The following is a 21305-nucleotide window of genomic DNA, read 5'->3' as shown; positions in this document are numbered from 1 at the left end:
CGGCGCCGCCGTGTCACCGCAGCCCGCTCACACCCGTGCCAGCCGCAGTGTCACCAGCTCGAACGGCCTCAGTCGCAGCGTCAGCCGGTCGCCGTCGCGCTCCGGCGCCACGACGTCGGCAAGGGGACGTTCCAGCAGGTCCGTCACCGTGACGGCGGCGAACTCGAAGCCCGCGGTCAGGGTGGCCCGGGTGCGACCGCCACGGGACTCGTGGAAGCGGACGACCACGTCGCCGCTGCCGTCGTCGGCGAGCTTCACGGCGGTGACGACGACCGCGTCCTGCTCGACGCTCACCAGCGGCGCGACCGCCGAGGCTTTGCCGGTGACCGTGCGCTGCGGCAGGTTGGTGCGCCAGCCCTCGCGCACCGCGTCGCCGATCCCGGCGCCGGGTACGAGCGCGTGCCGGAAGCGGTGCACGCCCTGGTCGGTCTCGGGGTCCGGGAAGCGCGGGGCGCGCAGCAGCGAAACGCGGACGGTGGTGGTCGTACCGCCGTCACCGTCACTGCGTACGGCACGGGTGACATCGTGGCCGTACGTCGAGTCGTTGACGACCGCGACGCCCCAGCCCGGCTCCTCGATGTGCACGAACCGGTGGTTGCAGGCCTCGAACTTGGCCGCCTCCCAGGAGGTGTTGGTGTGGGTGGGGCGGTAGAAGTGCCCGAACTGCGTTTCGGACGCGTACCGTTCGGCGTGCACGTCGAGCGGGAAGGCCAGCTTGAGGAACTTCTCGGTCTCGTGCCAGTCGACCTCGGTGTCGAGGGTGAGCCGCCGCTCCCCCGGCGCGAGGGACAGCACCTGTGTGACGCGGGAAGCGCCGAAGGACCGTACGACGCGCACCGAGCTGCCGTCGGCGCCCGGGACGACCTCGTCGGCGTCGATCAGGTCGGTGCCCGTGTTCCGGTAGAACTCGTCGACGTCCCAGGCGTCCCACATGTTCGGGAAGTCCGGGTGGAGCTGTAGCAGGTTCGCGGCGCCTCCGGGGGCGATGGTCTCCCGGTCGGCCTCGATGTCGTGGACGGAGACGACGAGGCCGCGCCCGTCGATCCCGATCCGCAGCAGCCCGTTGTCGAGGACGTGTCCGCCCGTTGCCGGCGAGGTCAGCGACACGGCTCCCGCGACGACGGGGATGCCGGCGCCGCCCGCCGGCACGCCGCTTCGGCTGTGCGGTGCGGAGTTGAAGACCAGTTCCGTGCTGCCCTCCCCCACCAGGGCCCGCTGCGCCGCGTCGATGACGGCGTTCAGTTCCTCGGCGACGCGCGCATAGGTCCTGCGGGCCTCCCGGTGCACCCACGCGATGGACGAGCCCGGCAGGATGTCGTGGAACTGATGGAGCAGCACCGTCTTCCAGATACGGTCCAACTCCTCGTACGGGTAAGGGAATCTGGTACGTACGGCCGCGGTCGCCGCCCAGAGCTCCGCCTCGCGCAGCAGGTGCTCGCTGCGGCGGTTGCCCTGCTTGGTGCCGGCCTGGCTGGTGAGGGTGGCGCGGTGGAGTTCGAGGTACAACTCCCCCACCCACACGGGCGGGTCGGGGTATTCGGCCTGCGCCTTCTCGAAGAACTTCTCGGGCGTCTCCCACACCACCGCGGCGGAGCCCTCGAGGTCGCGCAGCCGGGCCGCCTTGGCGACCATCTCGCGGGTGGTGCCGCCGCCTCCGTCGCCCCAGCCGGTGGGCGCGAGGGAGTGCCGAGCCGCTCCCTTGTCCTTGAAGTTCCGTGCCGCGTGGGCGATTTCACTGCCCTTCATGGAGCAGTTGTAGGTGTCCACGGGCGGGAAGTGGGTGAAGATCCGGGTGCCGTCGAGGCCCTCCCACTGGAAGGTGTGGTGCGGGAACTTGTTGGTCTGGGACCAGGAGATCTTCTGTGTGAGCAGCCACTTGGAGCCCGCCGCCTTGATGATCTGCGGCAGCCCGGCGGCGAAGCCGAAGGTGTCGGGCAGCCACGCCTCCTCGTTCTCGATGCCGAACTCGTCGAGGAAGAACCGCTTGCCGTGCACGAACTGACGGGCCATCGCCTCCGAGCCCGGCATGTTCGTGTCGGACTCCACCCACATCCCGCCCGCGGGCACGAACCGCCCGTCGGCCACCGCCTTCTTGACCCGCGCCCACACCTCGGGCCGGTGCTCCTTGACCCACGCCCATTGCTGGGCCTGGGACATGGCGAAGACGAAGTCGGGCTCGTCGTCGAGCAGTGCCGTCATGTTGGAGGTGGTCCGCGCGACCTTGCGGACCGTCTCACGCAGCGGCCACAGCCAGGCCGAGTCGATGTGCGCGTGCCCGACGGCGCTGATGCGGTGCGCGGAGGGGACGGCGGGCTCGGCGAGCACGCCCGCCAGGTGTGTACGCGCGCCGGCGGCCGTGCCGCCCACGTCCTGCAGGTCGACCGCGTCGAGGGCACGCTCCACGGCGCGCAGGATGTCCCAGCGCCGCGCGCCGTCGACCGGCAGCTCGGCCATCAGCTCGCCGAGCACTTCCAGGTCGATGACGAGCTGCCACACGGTCTCGTCGAAGACCGCGAGGTCCATCCGGGTGAGGGTGTACTGCGGCTCGCTGCCTGCCGTCTCCTTGTCGCCCAACTGCGTGGGCAGGAAGGGGTGGTAGTCGAGGATGACGGGGTTGGAGGCGGCTTCGATGTGCAGCCGGACCTCCTCGCCGCCCTCGACGGGAGCGCCGATGCGCACCCACTGGTTGCGCGGGTTGAGGCCCTTCACCGGGGTCCCGTCGGGCCGGTAGACGAGGCCCTCGCACTGGAAGCCGGGCATGTTCTCGTCGAAACCGAGGTCCAGCAGTGCCTCGACGGTCTTTCCGGCCCAGGCCTCGGGGACGGTTCCGGTGACGCGGAACCAGCTGGTGCCCCACGGAGCACCCCAGCGCGCGCCGACCGCGATCGGCTCGGGCGGAGCGGCGAGCCCCTCCGCGACCGGTACCGGCTCGCCGGGGGCGTGCCACACGGCGACGTCCAGCGGCACGGACTCGGGGTACACGGCAGGGCGGATGCGCTCGTCGAGGACGCGCCGGAGGCGGGCTTCGACCAGGGTGCGATCGTCATGCATGGAGTGCTCCGTGGGGTGAGGGTGCTCTTCGCTACCAGGTACGGGTGGTCGTGGCGGCCGTCGACACGGTGAACAGCTCCCCGACCGCGCGCAGTTCGAACCCTGCGGCGCTCTCCCCCTGCTCGGGGGCGAGACCGCCGACGTAGAAGGCCCGCTGGCAGGTGCCGCCGAGGAAGCGGCGGGAGCCGTCGGGCAGGACGCGGTGCAGCTCGTAGTGGCGTACGGCGCCGGGGGCGGCCCGCCACGCGAAGCGCAGGTTGCCGCCGTCGGCGTCGGTGACGCGCAGGTCGGTGGGGGCGGCCGGGGTGACCGTGGCGCCCCGGACCGCGAGGCCACCGAGCCGCCAGCGCGCCTGGCCACCGCTGCCGGTCAGCCGTACCGCGAGCGTGCGCACCGTGCCGGACAGGCCGGTCAGCGCAACGGTCGTGGTCTGCCAGCCCGTGCCGGTGGCGAGGGGGAAGTAGGTGTACGAGGGGGCCTGCCCCGGTGCGCTCGGATCGGCGGTGGCGACCGCCAGTTCGACGCGCACGCTGCCCGTGTCGACCCGATGGGTCAGTTCCACGACCGTTTCGGAAGCGACGGGCAGCCGTGTCGTGTACAGCTCCAGCGTCGTCGGCGCGTTCAGGGAGCCGGCGACCAGCAGGCTGCTGCCGCCGCGCCAGGCATCCGCGAAGTCGAAGGCGACAGAGGGGCGTTGACCGGTGGTGCGCACGATCCAGCGGCGCGACGGCAGCCGGTCCTGGAGCCCGAGATGGTTCCAGGCGGTGTCCGAGGTGGCCTTTCCGGCCTCGTACCACTTCAGGCCGTGGCCGGTGTTGAAGACCGTCGCGAAGGGGACGGAGGTGACGGAGGAGCGGTCGGCGACCGACACCGCGGGGGCCCGCCAGCTCGCCGTGGTGTCCGGCTTCGACGGGTCGAGGGAGGCACCCGTCCAGAACAGGTCGTCGGCCGCGTGGAAGTCGCCGGGTGTGCGGCTCGCGGGCAGGTGGTTGCGCGTCCATTCCGGCCGGTAGAAGCCGATGGACGTGAGGTGCGCCGAGGTGGTGGGCACGATCGCGTCCCAGTTCACCGAGGAGTTCGTCCCGTTGGATTCGACGTCGACGCCAGCCCACAACTCGTAGCGGCTGCGTCCGAGTTGGCCGGCCACGTTCCCCGAGGAGACCAGCGAGCTCTTCGACCAGCGGAAGTCGAGGAACATCGAGTCGGCGGCCTGGAAGAACGTCTTGTTCTGGTTGTTCAGGGCGCCCTGCCAGCTCACCGAACCGTTCACGGTCATGGCGTCGTACCAGGTGACGCGCTGTCCGCGCGCCGCGCCGAGCACCTTGAGCTCCTTGAGGAAGCCGCGCATGTCGGTGGCGAGCGCGGAGTCGCCGCCGCCGGTCTCGGCGTTGACGAACCAGCCGTCGAAGCCGTACGCGGCGGCGACCGCGACCAGTTGCGCGGCGAGCGGGTAGTGCCCGGCGGAGTCCTTCTGGACCAGGTCGCGGGTCCACTGGAGCTGCCCGCCGTAGGCGACGGGCGGCAGGAAGATGTTGCCGAGGACGGGCACCCCGTGGCGGTGGGCGGCGTCCACGATCGGCGCGTTGGGCGCGAGCACGATGCCCTCGCCCGACGAGCCGCCCCAGAAGACGAGCTCGTCGAGGTACGCCCAGTGGGTGAGGGCGTAGTAGTCGGCGGTGGCTGCGCCCTGCGCCGGGTTGCTCGACGTGGGGCCGAAGGAGACCAGGGACTGGACGCGGGCCTGGCCGGTGCGGGCCGTGGTGTTGGCCGGTGTCGGGGTGAAGCGGGCGGCGAGCGGCACGGACGCGGCGTTGAAGGCCAGGTCGGCGTCCGTGTCGGCGCGCCATGCCTTCAGGCTGCGCCAGGTGATGCCGGTGCCCGGGGAGCCGGAGGGCAGGGAGTCGGGGTACCAGTAGGAGGCGTACGGCTGGAGGTCTCGGGTTGCCGCGGTCGCGGCGGCGGGCAGCGCGGGGGTGAGCGCTGCCGAGGCCGCGGCGAGCAGGACGGTGCGTCTGCTGAGGTTCACTGCGTGCTCCGTTTCGTTGTGGGACGGGCTACTCGGTGACCTGTTCGGGGGTGACGACTTCGGTGATGCCGCGCGCCGCGAGGTGTTCCATGTCATCGGCGCGGTCCGCGAGAACGGTGGTGGGGCGGGCGCCGTCGGCGGTGAGCCGGGCGAAGGCCTCGAAGACGGGGCCGCCGGGGGCGCAGACGGAACGGCCCTGTGCGATGTCGACGGCGAGGGCCGTGGTGCGGGGCGCGGGCGCATGCGGTCGCCGTTCCCCGACGATGCGGGCGAGGGTCTCGGCGGCCGGCTTGTTCCGCCGGTCGTTGGTCAACAGTCCTAGTCCGTATTCGAGTTCGGGGAAGTCGGCGAGGTCGCGGCTGACGTCGTGCGAGCACCACCAGGTGATGCCCCACAGGTCCGGGCAGTCGAGGACGTTCGCGACGGTCGCCTCGGTGAAGGCGGCGGCGTGCTCGGCCGGGATCAGCGGGGCGGGTGCGCCGACCTCCTGGAGCCAGACCGGGCGGTGCGGGTCGTGCGCCCAGGCCTTGGCGAGTTCGACGAGGTACGCGGCGTGGTGCTCGGTGGCCGTGCCGGTGCGGCCGTGGCGCTGGGCGGTGCCGTTGAACACCCAGGAGTGCACCGCGGTGAGGGCGCCGAGCCGGGCCGAGTGGGCGGGCGTGAAGGGCTGGTCGTCCTGGTACCAGGCGGCGTCGTAGGAGGCGTGCAGGTGCAGCTTGCCGGGGGCGCCCTCCTCGCACGCGGCGAGCAGCCTTCGCAGCCATGCTTCCGCCTGTGCGGGCGTGATGACGTCGGGGTCGGGGTGGGGCCTTGCCGCGAACTGGTTGACCTCGTTGCCGAGCGTCATGCCGATGAAGTTCGGCCGGTCGGCGAGCGCGGCGGCGAGCGTGCGCAGGTAGGCCGCCTCCGCCTCGACCACGTCCGGGTCGGTGAACAGGTTGCGCCGGTGCCAGGTGCGCGTCCACGCGGGCAGGAAGTCGAAGCTCGACAAGTGCCCTTGCAGTCCGTCCACGTTGACGTCGAGCCCGCGCTCGGCCGCCGCGTCGGCGAGCGCGACGAGCTGCTCCACCGCGCGGGGGCGGATCAGGGTGCGGTTGGGCTGGAAGTAGGGCCACAGGGGGAAGACCCGGATGTGGTCCAGGCCGAGCCGCGCGATGGAGTCGAGGTCGGCGCGGACGGCGTCGAGGTCGAAGTCGAGCCAGTGGTGGAACCACCCTTCGCTGGGGGTGTAGTTGACGCCGAAGCGCACGGCAGATGTCATGCGGATTCCTTGGAGCAGCGGGGGTGCGGAGGCGGAGCGGTGGGGTGCGGGGGCTCAGCCCTTGACGGCGCCCTCGCCCACACCGCGGAAGAAGAACCTCTGAAGGCAGGCGAAGAGGGCGATCAGCGGTGCCACGGCGATGATCGTGCCCGCGGCGACGAGCCGTTCGTCGTTGGCGAACGTCCCGTGCAGATAGTTGAGGCCGATGGTGAGGGTGAACTTCGACGGATCGCTGAGCACGATGAGCGGCCACAGGAAGTCGTCCCAGGCACCCATGAACGCGAAGATCGCGACGACGGCGAGGGTGCCCTTCACCGACGGCAGGGCGATCCTGAGGAACCGCTGCCAGGCGTTCGCGCCGTCGACGAAGGCCGCCTCCTCGATCTCGTAGGGAAGGTTGAGGAACGCGTTGCGCATCAGCAGTACGTTCATCGCGCTCACACAGCCCGGCAGCACCACGCCGATGAGCGTGTTGTTCAGGCCCAGTTCACGCATCGTCGTGAACTGGGCGATGATGATGCTCTCCGCGGGGACCAGCATCGCGAGGATGAAGACGAGCGTGGCCACCTTGCGGCCGCGGTAGCGCAGCCGGGCCAGGGCGTAACCGGCGAGCGCGGCGCCCACACAGTTGGTGACGACGTTGCCGACGGCGACCTTCAGCGAGTTGAGGGCGTAGTCCCATACGGGGATGGTGTCGGCGACCCGCTCGTAGTTGTGCAGGGTCGGCTCGCCGGGCAGGAACTTCGGGGGCGAGCTGAAGATGTCCTCGGTCGGGCCCTTGAGCGAGGTGGACAGCTGCCACAGGAACGGGCCGACGGTCAGCGCCAGCACGGCGAGCAACAGCAGGTAGCGCAGGGCGAGTTCCCAGACGCGGATACGGCGGCCGTGCTCGTCGGTGATCCGGCGGCGGGGCTTTCGCGCCGGGGCCGGGCGCTCGACGGGGCGTGTCTTGTCCAGGACGCTCACTTCTCCTCCTTCCGGTCGGCGCGCAGCACGAGCAGCATCAGCGCCACGGTCACCAGGAAGACGACGACGGAGAGTGCGGAGGCGTAGCCGACGCGGCCGGTCAGGCCGGTGCCGGTGCGCTGGACGAGCATGACGAGGGTGGTGTCCTCGCCGGCCGGGCCGCCGTCGGGCCCGGCCATCAGGTAGACCTCGGAGAACACCTTGAAGGCGGCGACCGAGGAGAGCGCGCCGACCAGCACCATCGTCGAGCGGACGGCGGGCACGGTGACCGTGAAGAAGCGGCGCACCGCGCCCGCGCCGTCGACCGACGCGGCCTCGTGCAGCTCGCGCGGCACGTTCGCGAGCGCGGCCAGATAAATGATCATGTAGTAGCCGAGGCCCTTCCAGACCGTGACGGCCATCGCGCTCAGCAGAAGCAGCCACTGGTCGCTGAGGAAACCGACTCTGCCGATGCCGACCGCCTCCAACACCGCGTTCACCAGGCCGCGTTCGTCCAGCAGCCACACCCAGATCAGACCGACCACGACGATGGAGGCGACCACCGGGGTGTAGAAGGCGGAGCGGAAGAACGTGATGCCGGGGATGTTCTTCTGCACGAGCAGGGCGAGCAGCAGCGGGAGCAGCACGAGCGCGGGGACGACCCCGAGGACGTAGAGCGTGCTGTTGCGCAGTCCGGTCCAGAACATCTCGTCGTGCAGGAGCTCGCGGAAGTTGGCCAGTCCCACGAACTCGCCGGGGATCAGTGTCCGGCGGTCGGTGAAGGAGTTGATCAGGGTGGAGACGAACGGGTACAGGATGAACGCGCCGGTGACCAGCAGTCCGGGGGCGGCGAACAGCCAGGGGCTGGTGGGCAGATGGCGCCGCACTCGTGACGCTTTCTCCGGCGGGGCGGGCGCGTGCGGAGCAGGTGCCGTACGGGCGACGGTGGGACTCGCCATGACGGTTCAGCCCTGCTGCTGGAGGAGCCGGTCACAGGCCTTGACAGCGTTGTCAAGAGCTTCCTTGGGGCTCTTCTTGCCCTGGAGCGCCTTGGCGACCTCGTTGCGCAGCGCGGTCTTCATCTGTTCGCTGAAGAGCACCGGCGTGTAATTGACCGCGTTCTTCAGGGACTTGGCGGCGGCGATCCGCACCCGTGTCTCGTCGGTGCCGTCCTCCTTGGTGAAGTACGGGTCGTCCAGCGATCCGGCCGTGCTCGGGAAGATCGCGACCTTCTTGGCGAACGACATCTGGTTCTGCGCGTCGGTGACGTAATGCGCGAAGGCGACCGCGGCCGGGGTGTGCTTGGTGCGCGCGTTGACCATCACGCCCATCACGTACATGTTCACCTTGCCGGTGCTGGTGATCTGGTCCGTGATGCCGATGTTCTTGTACAGGTTGGGCGCCTGCTTCTTGAAGTTGCCCAGGTCCAGGGCGCTTCCGGGATTCATGGCGACGGCCTCGGTGAGGAACTTCTTCCCGGACGACTCGGGCGTCGCGGTCAGCGCCTGCGGGTCGAGCGCCTTGGCGTCGTACAACTCCTTGTACTTGGTGAGGAGTTCTACTCCCTTGGCGTCGTTGAAGGCGAAGCCGGTGCCCGCCTTGTTCATCAGCTCGACGCCGTAGCGGCCGAAGTCCTCGATGGTCGGCACGTTCGCGAGGGTGGCGACCTTGCCGTCGCTCTTCCTGGCCAGCTGCAGGGCGTCGGCGAAGAGTTCGTCGTACGTCCTCGGCGGCTTGGAGGCGTCGAGTCCGGCCTCCTTGAAGAGGGACTTGTTGTAGAAGAGCGGGCCGGTGTTCAGGTACCAGGGGAACGCGTACGTCCCGGTCATGCCCGGTATCTCGTGGCTCGCCCAGGCGCCGTCCAGGTACTCCTTCTTGTACTTGGCGGCGGACTTGTCGAGGTCGAGGGCGAGTCCGGCCTTGGCGAGCGGGGCGACCAGGTCCGGGGAGACGTTGACGACGTCGGGCAGGGTGCCGCCGGCCGCGTCCGCGCTGATCTTGTCGGCGTAGCCCTCGGCGGGCTGGTCGACCCACTTCACGTGCGTACCGGGGTACTTCTTCTCGAAGTCGGCGATCACGCCCTCGAAGTACGGCTTGAAGTTGGCTCTCAGGTTCCAGGTCTGGAAGGTGATGTCGCCCTCGACCTTGCCGGAGGCGTCGGTCGAGCCGCCGCCGTCGTCACCTGAGCCGCAGGCACTCAGCGGCAGGACGACGGCGACGGCGGCAGCGGCGAGAGCTCTGCGGGAGATACGCACGGATGGGACTCCTCTGCAGGGTGATGAACGGGTGCCGTCGCAGACCTTGCAGGCTCGCGCCTTTCGAAGTCAATGGATTCGTCGCAGCTAAATTCTTTAGTGCAACAAATCCGCAGGTCAAAAGCGCTCCTGCAAGCACTTGTGGCTGATAACTAATGCGCTTTAGGATGCGAGCACTCAAGCGCATTAGTGCACAGGTCCCAGGGAATGGAGAGCAAGGTTGCCAGCCAAGCGGTCTCCCGCGCGCCGGCCGACGATGAAGGACATCGCGCAGCGCGCCGGGGTCTCCGAGAGCGCGGTCTCCTTCGCGCTCAACGACCGGCCGGGGGTCTCGGACCTCACTCGTGCCCGGGTCCGCCGGGTCGCCGAACAGCTGGGCTGGCGGCCGAGCACGGCGGCGCGGGCCCTGTCGGGCGAGGGCGCGGCCACGGTCGGCCTGGTGCTGGCGCGCCCCGCCGACTCGCTGGGCGTGGACTCGTTCTTCCTCCAGCTGATCTCCGGCATTCAGGAGGTGCTGGCGGAGCGTCACCTCGGGCTGCTCTTCCAGGTGGTGGAGGACGTGCACGCCGAGTGCGCGGTCTACCAACGCTGGTGGGCCGAGCACCGGGTGGACGGGGTACTGGTGGTCGACCCGCGCACCGACGATCCGCGCCCCGGCCTGCTGGACGAACTGGGGCTGCCCGCCGCGGTCATCGGCGGCGTGCCGGACGCGCGGCATCCGGGACTGTCGACCGTGTGGGCGGACGATGCGGGTGCGATGGCGTCGGTGGTGGACCGGCTGTACGCGCTCGGCCATCGCCGGATCGTGCACATCGCGGGTCTGCCGGGGCTCGCGCACACCGAGCGCCGTATCCGCACGCTGCGCGCGGAGGCCGAGCGGCGCGGGCTCGCCGAGGTGCGCTCGGTGCCCACGGACTACTCGGACGCCCAGGGCGCCGCCGTCACCCGGCGCGTCCTGGAGAGCGGTCTGCCGCCGACCGCGCTGGTCTACGACAACGACGTGATGGCGGTCGCCGGGGTCGCCGCCGCGACCGAGCTCGGATTCCGTGTACCGGGTGACGTGTCGGTGGTGTCCTGGGAGGACTCGGCGCTCTGCCGCATGGTCAAGCCGTGGCTGTCGGCGCTCTCCCGTGACACTGCGGAGTTCGGACGGACGGCGGCACAGGAGCTGACCGCGCTGCTGGACGGCGGACCGGCGCGGACGGTGCAGGTACCGGTGCCGCGGCTGATCGAGCGGGACAGCACGGGACCTTGCGGGAACTGAGCCCGCGTTGCCCGGCAAATCCTCGTGTTCTCCCGCCGATGACTTTCCCGCGGTGCCACAGTCTCCATGACCGCAAGCACCCGCCACCCGAACGAGGAGCCCCTTCCATGCGCATCGTAGTCACCGAGTTCATCAGCCTCGACGGCGTCGTGCAGGCGCCCGGCGGTCCCGAGGAGGACACCGACGGCGGCTTCGCCCATGGCGGCTGGACGCACCCCTTCTTCGATCCCGAGGTGCTCGGCGGCGCCTTCGCCGAGGGGCTCTCCCAGGCCGAGGCCCTGCTCTTCGGGCGCCGGACCTGGCAGACCATGGCGGGCGCCTGGCCGGAGCGGGCGGGCGACCCGTTCGCCGACCGGATGAACAGCCTCAAGAAGTACGTCGTGACCAACACCCTCACCGACGACGACCTGACGTGGAACAACACCACCCGCATCCCCGGCGACGAGGCCGTGGCCCGCATTCGCGAGCTGCGCGAGAGCGACGGCGGCAGCCTGGCGATGATGGGCAGCCCCACCCTCGTACGCACCCTCCTGGCCGAGGGCCTGGTCGACGAACTCCAGCTCATCGTCATGCCGGTGATCCTCGGCGGCGGAAAGACGATCTTCCCCGACAACGGCGTGATGCGCACGTTCGAACTCGTCTCCACGGTCACCGCCAAAACGGGCGCCCAGGTGTGCACGTACCGGCCGGTCGCCGGGGAGTAGCGCGAGGCCTGCGCGGCCCGGGACCGCGAGCGACGATCGGGGCTCATCCGTCCCTCCCGCAGGGCAGCGCCGGGTCAGTCCCACCAGAAGAGCCACTGCGTGGAGGGGAGCTGCCGCTCCACGGCCGCCAGGCACACAGCCACTCGGGGCGGTGAGGGCCTGGCATCCCTGAGGCGCGACTCCCCGCGCGCGGGACATCCGGAACGCGGTGCCTCTCGACGCGAGGCCCCCTGTCCGGGCACAGTGCTCCTCGTACTCACCAGTAATCCACTCAGTACGACGTCACCCACGAGGAGCGCCCGTGACCAGCTGGGCCGGTCGGACCGCCGCCGAGATCGCCGCGGCCGTACGCGAGAAGAAGGTGACGCCGCGCGAGGTGGTGGCCGAGCACCTTGCGCGGATCGAGCTGCTCGACGGGCGCGTCGGTGCCTTCCGGGTGGTGCGCGCGGACGCGGCGCTCGCCGAGGCGGACGAGGTGGCCGCGCGGGCCGACCTGGCCGAACTCCCCCTCGCGGGCGTGCCGGTGGCCATCAAGGACAACCTGGCGGTGCGCGGCGAGTCGAACCGGGTGGGCTCCGCCGCGACCGCGGACACGCCCGCCGACGCCGACCATGTGACCGTGGCCCGGCTGCGCGCGGCGGGCGCGGTGGTGGTGGGCCTGACGAACGTGCCCGAGCTGTGCGTCTTCGGCACCACGGAGGGCGTGCACGGCACCTCCCGCAACCCGTGGGACACCACACGCACGGCGGGCGGCTCCTCGGGCGGCAGCGCGGCCGCGGTCGCCGCCGGGATGGTGCCCATCGCGCTCGGCAACGACGGGATGGGCTCGCTGCGCATTCCGGCGGCCAACTGCGGCCTGGTCACCCTCAAGCCCGGCCTCGGGGTCGTGCCCGCGGGCATCAGCGACGGCGACTGGTTCGGCATGTCCGAGAACGGCCCCCTGGCCACGACCGTCGAGGACGCGCGGCTGATGTTCGCCGTCCTCGCGGACACCGAGGTCGTCCGCGGCGAGGGGACGACCGCGCGCAAGGTCGCCGTCTCGCTGCGCAGCCCGCTCGCCGGTATCGCCGTGACCAAGCCGTACACGACTGCCGTCAAGGAGGCTGCGGGGCTGCTCGCCGGCGCGGGCAACCAGGTACGGCGCGCCGATCCGCCGTTTCCGCTGTCGCTGAGCGTCACGTCGCTCACGACCTGGACGGCGGGCACGTCGGTGGACGCCCAGGGTCTCGACCCGCGGAAGCTGACCCGGCGCACCCGGGTGCACGCGGCCGTCGGGCGCCGCTTCGTGGCCAAGGTGCGGGCGGGCGAGAGCCGGGAGCAGCTTCGCCGGCGGCTGGAGCCGTTCTTCGCCGAGCACGATGTGCTGCTCACTCCGGCCCTGGCCCGGCGCTCGCCCAAGGCCGGGCCGTGGCACGAGCGGGGCTGGCTGCGCAATGTGCTCGCCAACTCGAACTACTCGCCGATGACGCCACCGTGGAACCTGACCGGCTGGCCCGCGATGTCGGTGCCGTTCGGCACGCTGCCCTCGGGCGCCCCCTGCGCCGTACAGCTGGTGGCGCGTCCGGGGTCGGAGGCGGCGCTGCTGGAGGTGGCGGAGCAGTTGGAGAAGCTGCACCCGTGGCAGCGGACGGCGCCGCTGGACTGAGGGCCGCCGGGTCTAGAGCGCCCGGTACATGATGTGCAGCCCCACTCGTCCGTGCCGGGGGTGCTCGTACGCGTCCGGCACGGTGCCCAGGATGCTGAAGCCGAGCGAGGTCCACAGGCCGACGGCGGGGTTGGTCTCCACGACTGCGTTGAACACCATGCCGAGGTAGCCGTGCGCCTTGGCCTCGGCGAGAACGTGCTCGGCGAGGGCGCGGCCGATGCCGCGGCCGGCGCGGTCGGGGTCGACCATGAAGCCGGCGTTGGCGATGCGTGCGGCCGGGCCGCCGTAGTTCGGGGTGAGGAAGGCGGAGCCGACGATGGTGCCGGCTCCGTCCTCGGCGACGTACACGCGCTTGGCGGGTGCCATCCACAGGGCGCGGGCGGCCTCCTCGGAGGTGTCCGGGTCCCAGGCGTAGGTCTCGGCGGCGGCGACGACGCGGTGCCAGAAAGGCCAGATCCGCGGCCAGTCCTCGGCCGCGGCTTCTCTGATCAGCATGGACGTGAGTCTGACACGCCCATGCCGTCAGCGATCGCGATGGGTTCGGTCGGGGTTCAGTCGACGCTGGGCAGGATGTGGGGTTCGGCGAGGTCGTCCTCGTAGCCCGCGAGGCGGATCGGGGCGGACCTGGCCCAGACGTCGAGACTGCCGAGCTTCTTGTCGGGCCCACGGCCCGCGCGCTCCGTGCGTTCCTTGGGGCGCTGATCGCGATTCGTCTTCTCCGGTGTCACCGCGCACTCCTTATGTGTCGGGTCACCCTCGGGACGTGCAGGGCCAGTCTGCTGCCGGCCGCCTGACGCCCACTCGGATGTGGGTCGAGAGCAGTTAGGGACGCGGTGGCGCCGGTAACTCAGCTGAGAGCAGGCCGTGGTGACCGGCATGTCCCGGGACGGACCGTGGGTGTGGGTGGAACCCAGTTGAGCTGTCCGTCCGGTACAGGGTAACCAAATGAGCGGATGCCCGCTCGATGGGGCTGAAAACAAGAGGTAACTGTTTTGAGTCGTTCTGCGCCCATCCACCTGCCATCTAAACTGATTTGATGGCATATCCGTAACTTACGGACACCCATTCGGGTTACAGCCCACCCCCGGGGCGCCCCTACGCCACCACACTCCACGGCGGGTACGGGCGCCCGTGAGGGCGGTCAGCTCGATCAGAGCTTCTGCAGACCAGCCTGGACGTCGTCGAAGTTCATCACGGGCATGACGGCCAGCTTGGCGCCGAGCTCCTGGAAGAACGGTTCGGCGATGGAGGGGATGTCGGACGGCTCCTTCAGGTCGAAGACGATGTATCCGGTACGCATTCCGTCCTGCGCCCCGAAGTACGCGGCCTCCGGTTTGATCCGGTCCAGCACCGACTTCATGGTCTGGCCCAACGTGTTGTCCGCGATCGCCTTGTTCGCCTTCTCGGTGTCCATCTGGACGGTCAGCAACACCCTCATGGTCTTCCACCTCTCGTTGGCGTGTCGGCACACCCGTGCCCCTGCCGATCGTCGTAGGGGCCCCCGGCCTTCGCATCCAGAGCGAGCCATACGGGGCCGGCAGGTGACCGCGCGGGCGGCGTGAGAGTCGGTTCGGCCCACCGCGGCCCGCCGCCGCGCCATCGCGTCCCGACGCGGCCGCCGGCGCCTCGCCCCGACGATCCGGTCAACGATCCCGGCCACGCACGCATGTGTTCGTCCCCACCGCGGACCGTCTTGTCCGGGAAGCAACTTGCTTCAGGCACTGCCCAGTCGGCCCGGCGCGAGCGGGGCGCGATGCTGTTCCACCTCGGCCAAGTACTCGGTCATCGCGTCCCGGTTGTGGGTGAGCACCTCGATCCGCTCGTTGAGCTTGTCCCGCTCCGAGGTGAGCAAGGCCAGCATCTCCGGGGTCGCGTCCGGGAAGTGAATGGACCTGGGCTTGTCCAGGCAGGGCAGGATCTGCTTGATGATCCGGGTCGGCAACCCCGCCGCCAGCAGACCGCGTATCTGCCTCACGCGGTCCACGTACCGCGCGTCGTAGGCGCGGTATCCGTTCGTCGACCGATCCGGGACGATCAGGCCCTGCTCCTCGTAATACCGCAGCAGGCGCCGGGACACGCCTGTCAGGCGGGACAGTTCACCGATCTGCACATGTCCGACAGTAGCGCGGCCCGAGCTTGACCATCACATCAATGTGAGGGTTTCACGATCAGTGCATGACGATCACAACAGCCTCTCCGACAAGACGTGACGTGCTGCCCCGGTCCGCGCTCCTGGCACTGGCCACCGCGGTCTTCATCACCAGCCTGACCGAGACCCTGCCGGCGGGCGTCCTCCCGCAGATGTCCTCTTCTCTCGAAGTCAGCTCCGGTGCGGCGGGCCAGACCGTCACCGTGTACGCCGCCGGTACGGCGCTGACCGCCATACCGTTGGCCGCTGCCACGGCGGGAGTTCGGCGCAAGCCGTTGCTGCTGGGCGCCATGACCGTCTTCCTGGTCGCGAACACGCTCACCGCCGTCGCGCCCGGCTACGCGGTCCTGCTCGTGTCACGGTTCCTCGCCGGCGTCGCCGCCGGACTCGCGTGGGCGATCCTGGCCGGATACGCCCGGCGTATCGCGCCTCCCGGTCAGGAGGGACGTGCCATCGCGATCGCGATGACCGGGATCCCCCTGGCTCTGTCGCTGGGTGTTCCCGCCGGGACGCTGATCGGTCAACAGATCGGGTGGCGAGCGTCGTTCGCCGCCGTCTCGGTGATCACTCTCGCCGTCCTCGGGTGGATCGCGTTCAGCGTTCCCGCCCTCAGCCGGCCGGCCACAACAGCCCAGGAGCCGAAGCCGACCGCCCGGCAGACGCTCCGGGTCCCTGGGGTCGCCGCCATCATGGCCGTCGTCGTGACCTTCGTCCTCGGCCACACGATCATCTACGCGTACATCGCGCCGTACCTGCGGCACGCCGGCCTCGCCACCGCGGTGGACGCGATCCTGCTGGCCTTCGGCATCGCCGGCCTGGTCAGCATCTGGTACACCGGCCGTCACATCGACAGACACCTTCGTGGACTCGCGCTGACCGCCGCGGCTCTGTTCACTGTCGCCACGTTCGCCTTCGCCGTCACCACGGCACAGGCCGTCGTCTGGGTCGCGGCCGTCGCGTGGGGCCTGGGATGGGGCGGCGCACCCACGCTCCTCCAGACCGCGGCCGGTCATGCCGGGATGCGACGCAGCCCGGCCGTCGCCGACACCGCGCAGGCCATCCTTGTGACCTTGTGGAACGCGGCCATGGCCCTCGGCGGCATCATCGGCGGCCTACTGCTGCAGCGGGCCGGCATCACCGCGGACGCCGTCGCCGCGGCAGCGCTCGGCCTCCTCAGCCTGACCGTGATCGCCCTCACCCGAAAGCCCGCCTTCGCGACAACGGACCAGGAGGCGCCGTGACTCGGCTATTGAGCGGGCACCCTCGGAAGTGGTCGACTCGCGAAGGTGTCACGTTCGCGGTCTCTCAGTCGAGGCAGAACTCGTTGCCCTCGATGTCCTGCATCGGGAGGCACGACTCGTTCTCGCCATCGGCGCGCAGAAGTTGCCCGCGTACCGCGCCGAGCGGGAGCAGTCGTGCGCATTCGGCCTCAAGTGCGGCGAGTCGCTCCTCGCCCACGAGCCCGGTGCCGACCCGTACGTCAAGGTGCACCCGGTTCTTGACGACCTTCCCTTCGGGAACGCGCTGGAAATACAGTCGCGGGCCCACACCCGAGGGATCGATGCAGGCGAACGCCGCACCCCGACGCTCGGGCGACAGGGAGCGGTCGTATTCGTCCCAACTGGCAAACCCCGCGGGCGGCGGGGGTACGACGTACCCCAGTACCTCGCACCAGAAGCGAGCGACGCGCTCCGGTTCCGCGCAGTCGAAGGTGACCTGGAACTGCTTGATCGACGCCATCGGTCCACCATAGGGGCAGGGTCTTTCGCCGCCTGCACGGGCCCACCCCAGGCTGGGCTGCGGCGGTTCGCAGTTCAAGTGCCGTTGGCCGGTTCGCAAGGCGGACATGATCTGCTGGCGCGCGACAACGGCTTATCCCGCGCGAGGACTCGGGAGGACTGACGCATGGAGCTGCGCAGCGTCGAGGAGCTGATGGACCTGCTGTACGCCTGCCGGGGCGCGTGGGACACCCCGGACCTCCCCCGCTCTCGGCCGCGCCCGAGCGGGGGGATACCCGTCGGCGATCCGGTCGATCTGCACGATCACGCGCTGCAGACCGCCGCGCTGCTGCGGCGCGGCCGTCCCAGCGACAAGGAACTCCAGGTGGCGGGCCTGGTGCATGACATCGGGCACCTGCTGCGGCCGGGCGACGACGCGGGGCACGCGGATCGCGCGGCCGACGCGATACGGGGCCTGCTCGGCGAGCGGGTCTCCCGGCTCGTACGGCTGCGTGTCGCCGCCGAACGGTATCTGGCGACCACCTCGCCGGGCCGCGGGCTGTCCGGGCAGAGCGCGCCGGCCCCGAGGGTGCAGGGCGGTGCGATGACGCCGGCGGAGGCGGCATGGTTCGAGCGCGAACCGCTGGCCGAGGACGCGATCACGCTGCGGCAGGCGGACGACGCGGCCAGGGTCGCCGGCCTGGACGCCGGCGTCCTGGAGGACTGGCGCACGGTGCTGGAACTGGTCGCGACCCAGCATTCCCCGCTGGGGGCTGTTGACTGACGGTCCGTCATGAGACGGTACGCGGATGACGTCGCCGTACGGGCTTGAGGGCAGGGTCGCCATCGTCACCGGGGCCTCGCGGGGCATCGGGCGCGCCGTCGCCGAGGCTCTGGTGCGGGCGGGCGCGCGGGTGTGCGTGACGGCACGCGACGCGGGCGCGGTGCGGCGGACCGTCCAGGAGCTGGGCGCGGCCGTGGGGTTGGCCGGTACGGTCGCCGACCCCGCGCATCTTCGGGAGCTGACCGGGCTGGCGCTGCGGGAGTTCGGGCGGATCGACGTCGTCGTGAACAACGCGGCGACCAACCAGCCGTACGGCCCGCTCATGGACGCCGATCCGGACAGCTGGCGTGAGGCGTTCACGGTCAACGTCGAGGCGCCGCTGCGACTGGTGCAGTGCGCCTGGCGGGGCTGGATGGCCGAGCACGGCGGGTCGGTGGTGAACATCTGCACCGAGGGCGCCGGACACGTCGGCCCGCAGGTGGGCGCCTACGGCACGAGCAAGGCGGCCCTGCTGCACCTGACGCGCCAGCTCGCGGGCGAACTGGCGCCGAAGGTGCGGGTCAACTCCGTCTCCCCCGGCCTCGTCCGCACCGAGATGGCCCGCTTCGTGTGGGAGGGGGCCGAGGAGACGCTCGGCGCCGGGCTCCCCCTCGGCCGCCTCGGCGAGCCGGACGACATCGCCGAGGCCGTGCTGTGGCTGGCCTCGGACGCGGCCCGCTGGATCACCGGCGCCGATCTGCTGGTGGACGGCGGCACCCGGGTCAGGGCGGCGCACACCTCAGGGACGCAGGCGTACGCCGTCCATGACCAGCTGCGGACGCGCCGGCCCTAAAGCGTGTTGCAGAAGGCTGCGATGCGGGCATTTCCCCTGTATGCGTGGGGTGTTGAGGGCTCAGCCGTTGTGGGTGGAGACGTTCACGGGACTGCGGATGCGCCAGTTCGAGCGGCTGCTGAAGGTGGTCCGTGAACGGGGCGGGAACGGGCCCGGTGGCGGCCGTCCGTGGTGCCTGCCGCTGGCCGACCGCGTGCTGCTGGTCGCCGTGTACTACCGCACGAACCTCACCATGCGTCAGCTCGCCCCGCTGTTCGGATGCTCGCCTGCGACGGTGTGCCGAGTCATCCAACGGCTGCGGCCGCTGCTGGCCATCGAGCCGGCAGCCCGTCCGGCAGACGCGGTGGAACGGCTGTGGATCGTGGACGGCACCCTCATCCCGGTCCGTGACCGGAAGACCGGGGCGTCATCACGCAACTACCGGTTCTCGGCGAACGTGCAGGTCATCATCGATGCCGACACCAAGCTGGTCGTCGCCGCGGCCCGCCCTGTGCCCGGCAACACCGCTGACGCGAAGGCCTGGCGCGACTCCGGCTTGGCCCCGCACTGCGAAGGCGTGACCGTCCTCGGCGACGGCGCGTACATCAACACCGGGCTCGTCGTCCCGCACCGCAAACGCCCCGGACGGGCCCTGCTGCCCGGCGAAGAGGAAGACAACGCAGAGCACCGCAAAGTCCGAGCCCGCGTTGAGCACGCCTTCGCCCGCATGAAGCACTACAAGATCCTCCGCGACTGCCGCCAGCGCGGCGACGGCCTACACCACGCAGTGCAAGCCGTCGCCCACATGCACAACCTCGCACTCGCAGCGTGATCAGACCGCTCCCAGAGCGGTCCTGACCTGCCCGGACACGACCTTCTGCAACACGCTTTAGGGGGTGTTTTGAAAGTCCTGTGCGGTGCCCGCGGTGTTCGGTGCGTGCCCTCGGCGTGCCGGACGAAGGCCCTCGTACTGGACGTACTTGGGTCTTCGGCCGGTGCGGCGAGGGTGCGTGCCGGGCGCCGTGGGTGCTGTGCGGGACTTTCAAAACACCCCCTAGGGGGTCCTACCACTTGCCGGGCGCGTAGTCCTTCATGAAGACGCCGTACAGGTCCTCGCCCTGTTCGCCGCGCACGATCGGGTCGTAGACGCGGGCCGCGCCGTCGATCAGGTCGAGCGGGGCGTGGAAGCCGTCCTCGGCGAGGCGCAGCTTGTCGTAGTGGGGGCGCTCGTCGGTGATCCAGCCGGTGTCGACCGAGGTCATGAGGATGCCGTCGGTCTGGAACATCTCCTGGCCACTGGTCCGCGTCACCATGTTCATGGCGGCCTTGGCAGCGTTGGTGTTCGGGTGGCCGGCGCCCTTGTAGCCGCGGCCGAAGACGCCCTCCATGGCCGAGACGTTCACCACGTAGGCGCGTCCGCTGTTCGCCTTCCGGGCGGCGTCGGCCATCACCGGGCGCAGCGCGCTGATCAGGATGAACGGCGCCGTGTAGTTGCAGAGCTGGGTCTCCAGGAGTTCCACCGGAGAGATCTGCTCGATGGTCTGCACCCAGGTGTTGGTGTCGACCACGTCGGGCACCAGGCCGCCCGCGTCGATGGCGGTGCCGTCGAGGTGCCGGGCCACGCTGGCGTTGCCCGCGACCAGGGCGAGGTCGGCGACCTGCTGGGCGTCGAGCCCGCTGGTGCCGAGGGGCAGCGCGGCGAGGCCGTCGACCGCGCCGGAGTTGAAGGCGCCGATGACGTGGTGGGCGGGGAGTTCCCCGGCGGGCAGCGGGGCGCTCTCGCCGCCGACCAGGGCGGCGTAGGCGGAGGGCAGGCGGCGTACGGTCTGCGTCGCGTTGTTGATCAGGATGTCGAGGGGGCCCGCCTCGGCGACCCGCTCGGCGAGGGCCACGGCCTGCGCCGGGTCGCGCAGGTCGATGCCGACGACTTCGAGGCGGTGCATCCAGTCCGCCGAGTCGTCCATGGCCTTGAAGCGGCGGATGGCGTCCTTCGGGAAGCGCGTGGTGATCGTGGTGTGCGCGCCGTCCCGCAGCAGCCGCAGCGCGATGTACATGCCGATCTTGGCGCGGCCGCCGGTGAGCAGCGCGCGCTTGCCGGTGAGGTCGGCGTGGACGTCGCGCTTCTCGCGGTTCAGGAGGGCGCAGTCAGGACAGAGCTGGTGGTAGAAGTAGTCGACTTCCACGTACCGGGTCTTGCAGGTGTAGCAGGAGCGCGGGCGCTGGAGTATCCCGGCGATCCTGCCCTCCTCCGTCACGGACGACGGCAGGAGGCCCTCGGTCTCGTCGTCGATGCGCTGGGCGGAGCCGGTCGCGGTGGCCTCGGTGACCGCCTTGTCGTGGGCGGTCTTGGCGGCCCGGCGGTCCTGGCGGCGGCGCTGCTTGACCGTGCGGTAGACGCCCGCGGTGGCGCGGCGCACGGCGATGGCGTCGGGGTGGTCGACGTCCAGCTTGTCGAGTTCGTCGAGCACGGCGAGGCAGGTGGCCAGCCGCTCCGGGTCGATACCGGGACCGTACGAGGCTGCCGCCACCTCTGCCGTGTCCACGGCGGGGGTCGCCTGGCTGTCGTCTGTCACCGTCATCGCCGTGTGCCGTTCCTCGGGTTCCGCGCCGCGCTCGAACCGCGCTCGCTTTCGAAGGCGGAATTTTACGGAGCGAAAGGCCGAGGAGCCAAACCCGCCATGATCACCGACGT

The 21305-nt window shown here is 70.5% G+C and carries 19 protein-coding genes; 7 read left to right on the top strand and 12 right to left on the bottom strand.

All coding sequences use genetic code 11. The annotated features are described in order from the left end of the window. Window positions 1–27 precede the first annotated feature (27 nt). From ABZS97_RS28160 to ABZS97_RS28135, 6 genes are read right to left on the bottom strand one after another with little or no spacing between them, the layout of a single operon-like run. Entirely contained in the window at window positions 28–3051 is a 3024-nt protein-coding gene (locus ABZS97_RS28160; RefSeq protein ID WP_356141883.1) for a glycoside hydrolase family 38 C-terminal domain-containing protein, read from the bottom strand. Window positions 3052–3082: 31 nt separating this feature from the next. Continuing rightward, window positions 3083–5077: an endo-beta-N-acetylglucosaminidase gene (locus ABZS97_RS28155; protein ID WP_356141881.1), complete on the bottom strand. Its 1995-nt coding sequence runs from the start codon at window positions 5075–5077 to the stop codon at window positions 3083–3085. A 28-nt stretch (window positions 5078–5105) separates the two neighbouring features. After that, window positions 5106–6338: a glycosyl hydrolase gene (locus tag ABZS97_RS28150; protein WP_356141879.1), complete on the bottom strand. Its 1233-nt coding sequence runs from the start codon at window positions 6336–6338 to the stop codon at window positions 5106–5108. Between the two features lie 54 nt (window positions 6339–6392). Next, window positions 6393–7304 carry a carbohydrate ABC transporter permease gene (locus ABZS97_RS28145; protein ID WP_356141877.1) on the bottom strand — a complete coding sequence of 304 codons (912 nt, stop codon included), beginning with the start codon at window positions 7302–7304 and terminating at the stop codon, window positions 6393–6395. Continuing rightward, complete coding sequence (locus ABZS97_RS28140; RefSeq protein ID WP_356141875.1) at window positions 7301–8242, bottom strand: sugar ABC transporter permease; 942 nt, start codon at window positions 8240–8242, stop codon at window positions 7301–7303. The genes ABZS97_RS28145 and ABZS97_RS28140 overlap by 4 nt, the downstream gene beginning before the upstream one ends. Before the next feature lie 6 nt (window positions 8243–8248). Then, window positions 8249–9538, bottom strand: a complete 1290-nt coding sequence (locus tag ABZS97_RS28135; RefSeq protein WP_356141873.1) for a sugar ABC transporter substrate-binding protein — start codon at window positions 9536–9538, stop codon at window positions 8249–8251. A 220-nt stretch (window positions 9539–9758) separates the two neighbouring features. Here ABZS97_RS28135 and ABZS97_RS28130 point away from each other — a divergent pair, with 220 nt between their 5' ends. The 3 genes from ABZS97_RS28130 to ABZS97_RS28120 all read left to right on the top strand — a co-directional run bounded on the left by ABZS97_RS28130 (window position 9759) and on the right by ABZS97_RS28120 (window position 13151). Beyond that, window positions 9759–10802 carry a LacI family DNA-binding transcriptional regulator gene (locus ABZS97_RS28130; RefSeq protein ID WP_356141871.1) on the top strand — a complete coding sequence of 348 codons (1044 nt, stop codon included), beginning with the start codon at window positions 9759–9761 and terminating at the stop codon, window positions 10800–10802. Window positions 10803–10909: 107 nt separating this feature from the next. Continuing rightward, window positions 10910–11506, top strand: a complete 597-nt coding sequence (locus ABZS97_RS28125) for a dihydrofolate reductase family protein (RefSeq protein ID WP_356141869.1) — start codon at window positions 10910–10912, stop codon at window positions 11504–11506. Between the two features lie 301 nt (window positions 11507–11807). After that, window positions 11808–13151 (top strand): amidase family protein, encoded by a 1344-nt coding sequence (locus ABZS97_RS28120; RefSeq protein ID WP_356141867.1) that lies wholly within the window; start codon window positions 11808–11810, stop codon window positions 13149–13151. A gap of 12 nt (window positions 13152–13163) precedes the next feature. Here ABZS97_RS28120 and ABZS97_RS28115 read toward each other — a convergent pair whose 3' ends face one another. From ABZS97_RS28115 to ABZS97_RS28100, 4 genes are all read right to left on the bottom strand, one after another. Continuing rightward, entirely contained in the window at window positions 13164–13646 is a 483-nt protein-coding gene (locus ABZS97_RS28115) for an N-acetyltransferase (protein WP_356141865.1), read from the bottom strand. Between the two features lie 56 nt (window positions 13647–13702). Continuing rightward, complete coding sequence (locus ABZS97_RS28110) at window positions 13703–13879, bottom strand: hypothetical protein (RefSeq protein ID WP_356141863.1); 177 nt, start codon at window positions 13877–13879, stop codon at window positions 13703–13705. A gap of 422 nt (window positions 13880–14301) precedes the next feature. Continuing rightward, a complete protein-coding gene (locus ABZS97_RS28105) occupies window positions 14302–14589 on the bottom strand; it encodes a hypothetical protein (RefSeq protein WP_356141861.1) in 288 nt (95 codons plus the stop codon). Window positions 14590–14865: 276 nt separating this feature from the next. Beyond that, window positions 14866–15261 (bottom strand): MerR family transcriptional regulator, encoded by a 396-nt coding sequence (locus ABZS97_RS28100; RefSeq protein WP_356141860.1) that lies wholly within the window; start codon window positions 15259–15261, stop codon window positions 14866–14868. A gap of 65 nt (window positions 15262–15326) precedes the next feature. Here ABZS97_RS28100 and ABZS97_RS28095 point away from each other — a divergent pair, with 65 nt between their 5' ends. Continuing rightward, entirely contained in the window at window positions 15327–16541 is a 1215-nt protein-coding gene (locus tag ABZS97_RS28095) for an MFS transporter (RefSeq protein ID WP_356141858.1), read from the top strand. Window positions 16542–16605: 64 nt separating this feature from the next. Here the strand turns inward: ABZS97_RS28095 and ABZS97_RS28090 are convergent, their stop codons facing one another. Further along, the gene (locus ABZS97_RS28090) at window positions 16606–17040 is read right to left on the bottom strand and encodes a VOC family protein (RefSeq protein ID WP_356141856.1); all 435 of its coding nucleotides are present in this window, start codon (window positions 17038–17040) and stop codon (window positions 16606–16608) included. A gap of 165 nt (window positions 17041–17205) precedes the next feature. Here ABZS97_RS28090 and ABZS97_RS28085 point away from each other — a divergent pair, with 165 nt between their 5' ends. From ABZS97_RS28085 to ABZS97_RS28075, 3 genes are read left to right on the top strand one after another with little or no spacing between them, the layout of a single operon-like run. Next, window positions 17206–17802, top strand: a complete 597-nt coding sequence (locus ABZS97_RS28085) for a metal-dependent phosphohydrolase (protein WP_356141854.1) — start codon at window positions 17206–17208, stop codon at window positions 17800–17802. A 25-nt stretch (window positions 17803–17827) separates the two neighbouring features. After that, the gene (locus ABZS97_RS28080) at window positions 17828–18634 is read left to right on the top strand and encodes an SDR family oxidoreductase (RefSeq protein WP_356141852.1); all 807 of its coding nucleotides are present in this window, start codon (window positions 17828–17830) and stop codon (window positions 18632–18634) included. A gap of 40 nt (window positions 18635–18674) precedes the next feature. Beyond that, entirely contained in the window at window positions 18675–19445 is a 771-nt protein-coding gene (locus ABZS97_RS28075; protein ID WP_356141850.1) for a transposase family protein, read from the top strand. 232 nt (window positions 19446–19677) lie between these two features. Here the strand turns inward: ABZS97_RS28075 and ABZS97_RS28070 are convergent, their stop codons facing one another. Then, the gene (locus tag ABZS97_RS28070) at window positions 19678–21192 is read right to left on the bottom strand and encodes an SDR family NAD(P)-dependent oxidoreductase (RefSeq protein WP_356141848.1); all 1515 of its coding nucleotides are present in this window, start codon (window positions 21190–21192) and stop codon (window positions 19678–19680) included. Window positions 21193–21305: the final 113 nt, after the last annotated feature.

Origin of the sequence: Streptomyces sp. NPDC005485 (genome assembly GCF_040606085.1) — a bacterium.
GTDB lineage: Bacteria > Actinomycetota > Actinomycetes > Streptomycetales > Streptomycetaceae > Streptomyces.
The sequence above is the reverse complement of the archived record's forward strand: the minus strand, read 5'-3'. Positions and strand labels throughout refer to the sequence as shown.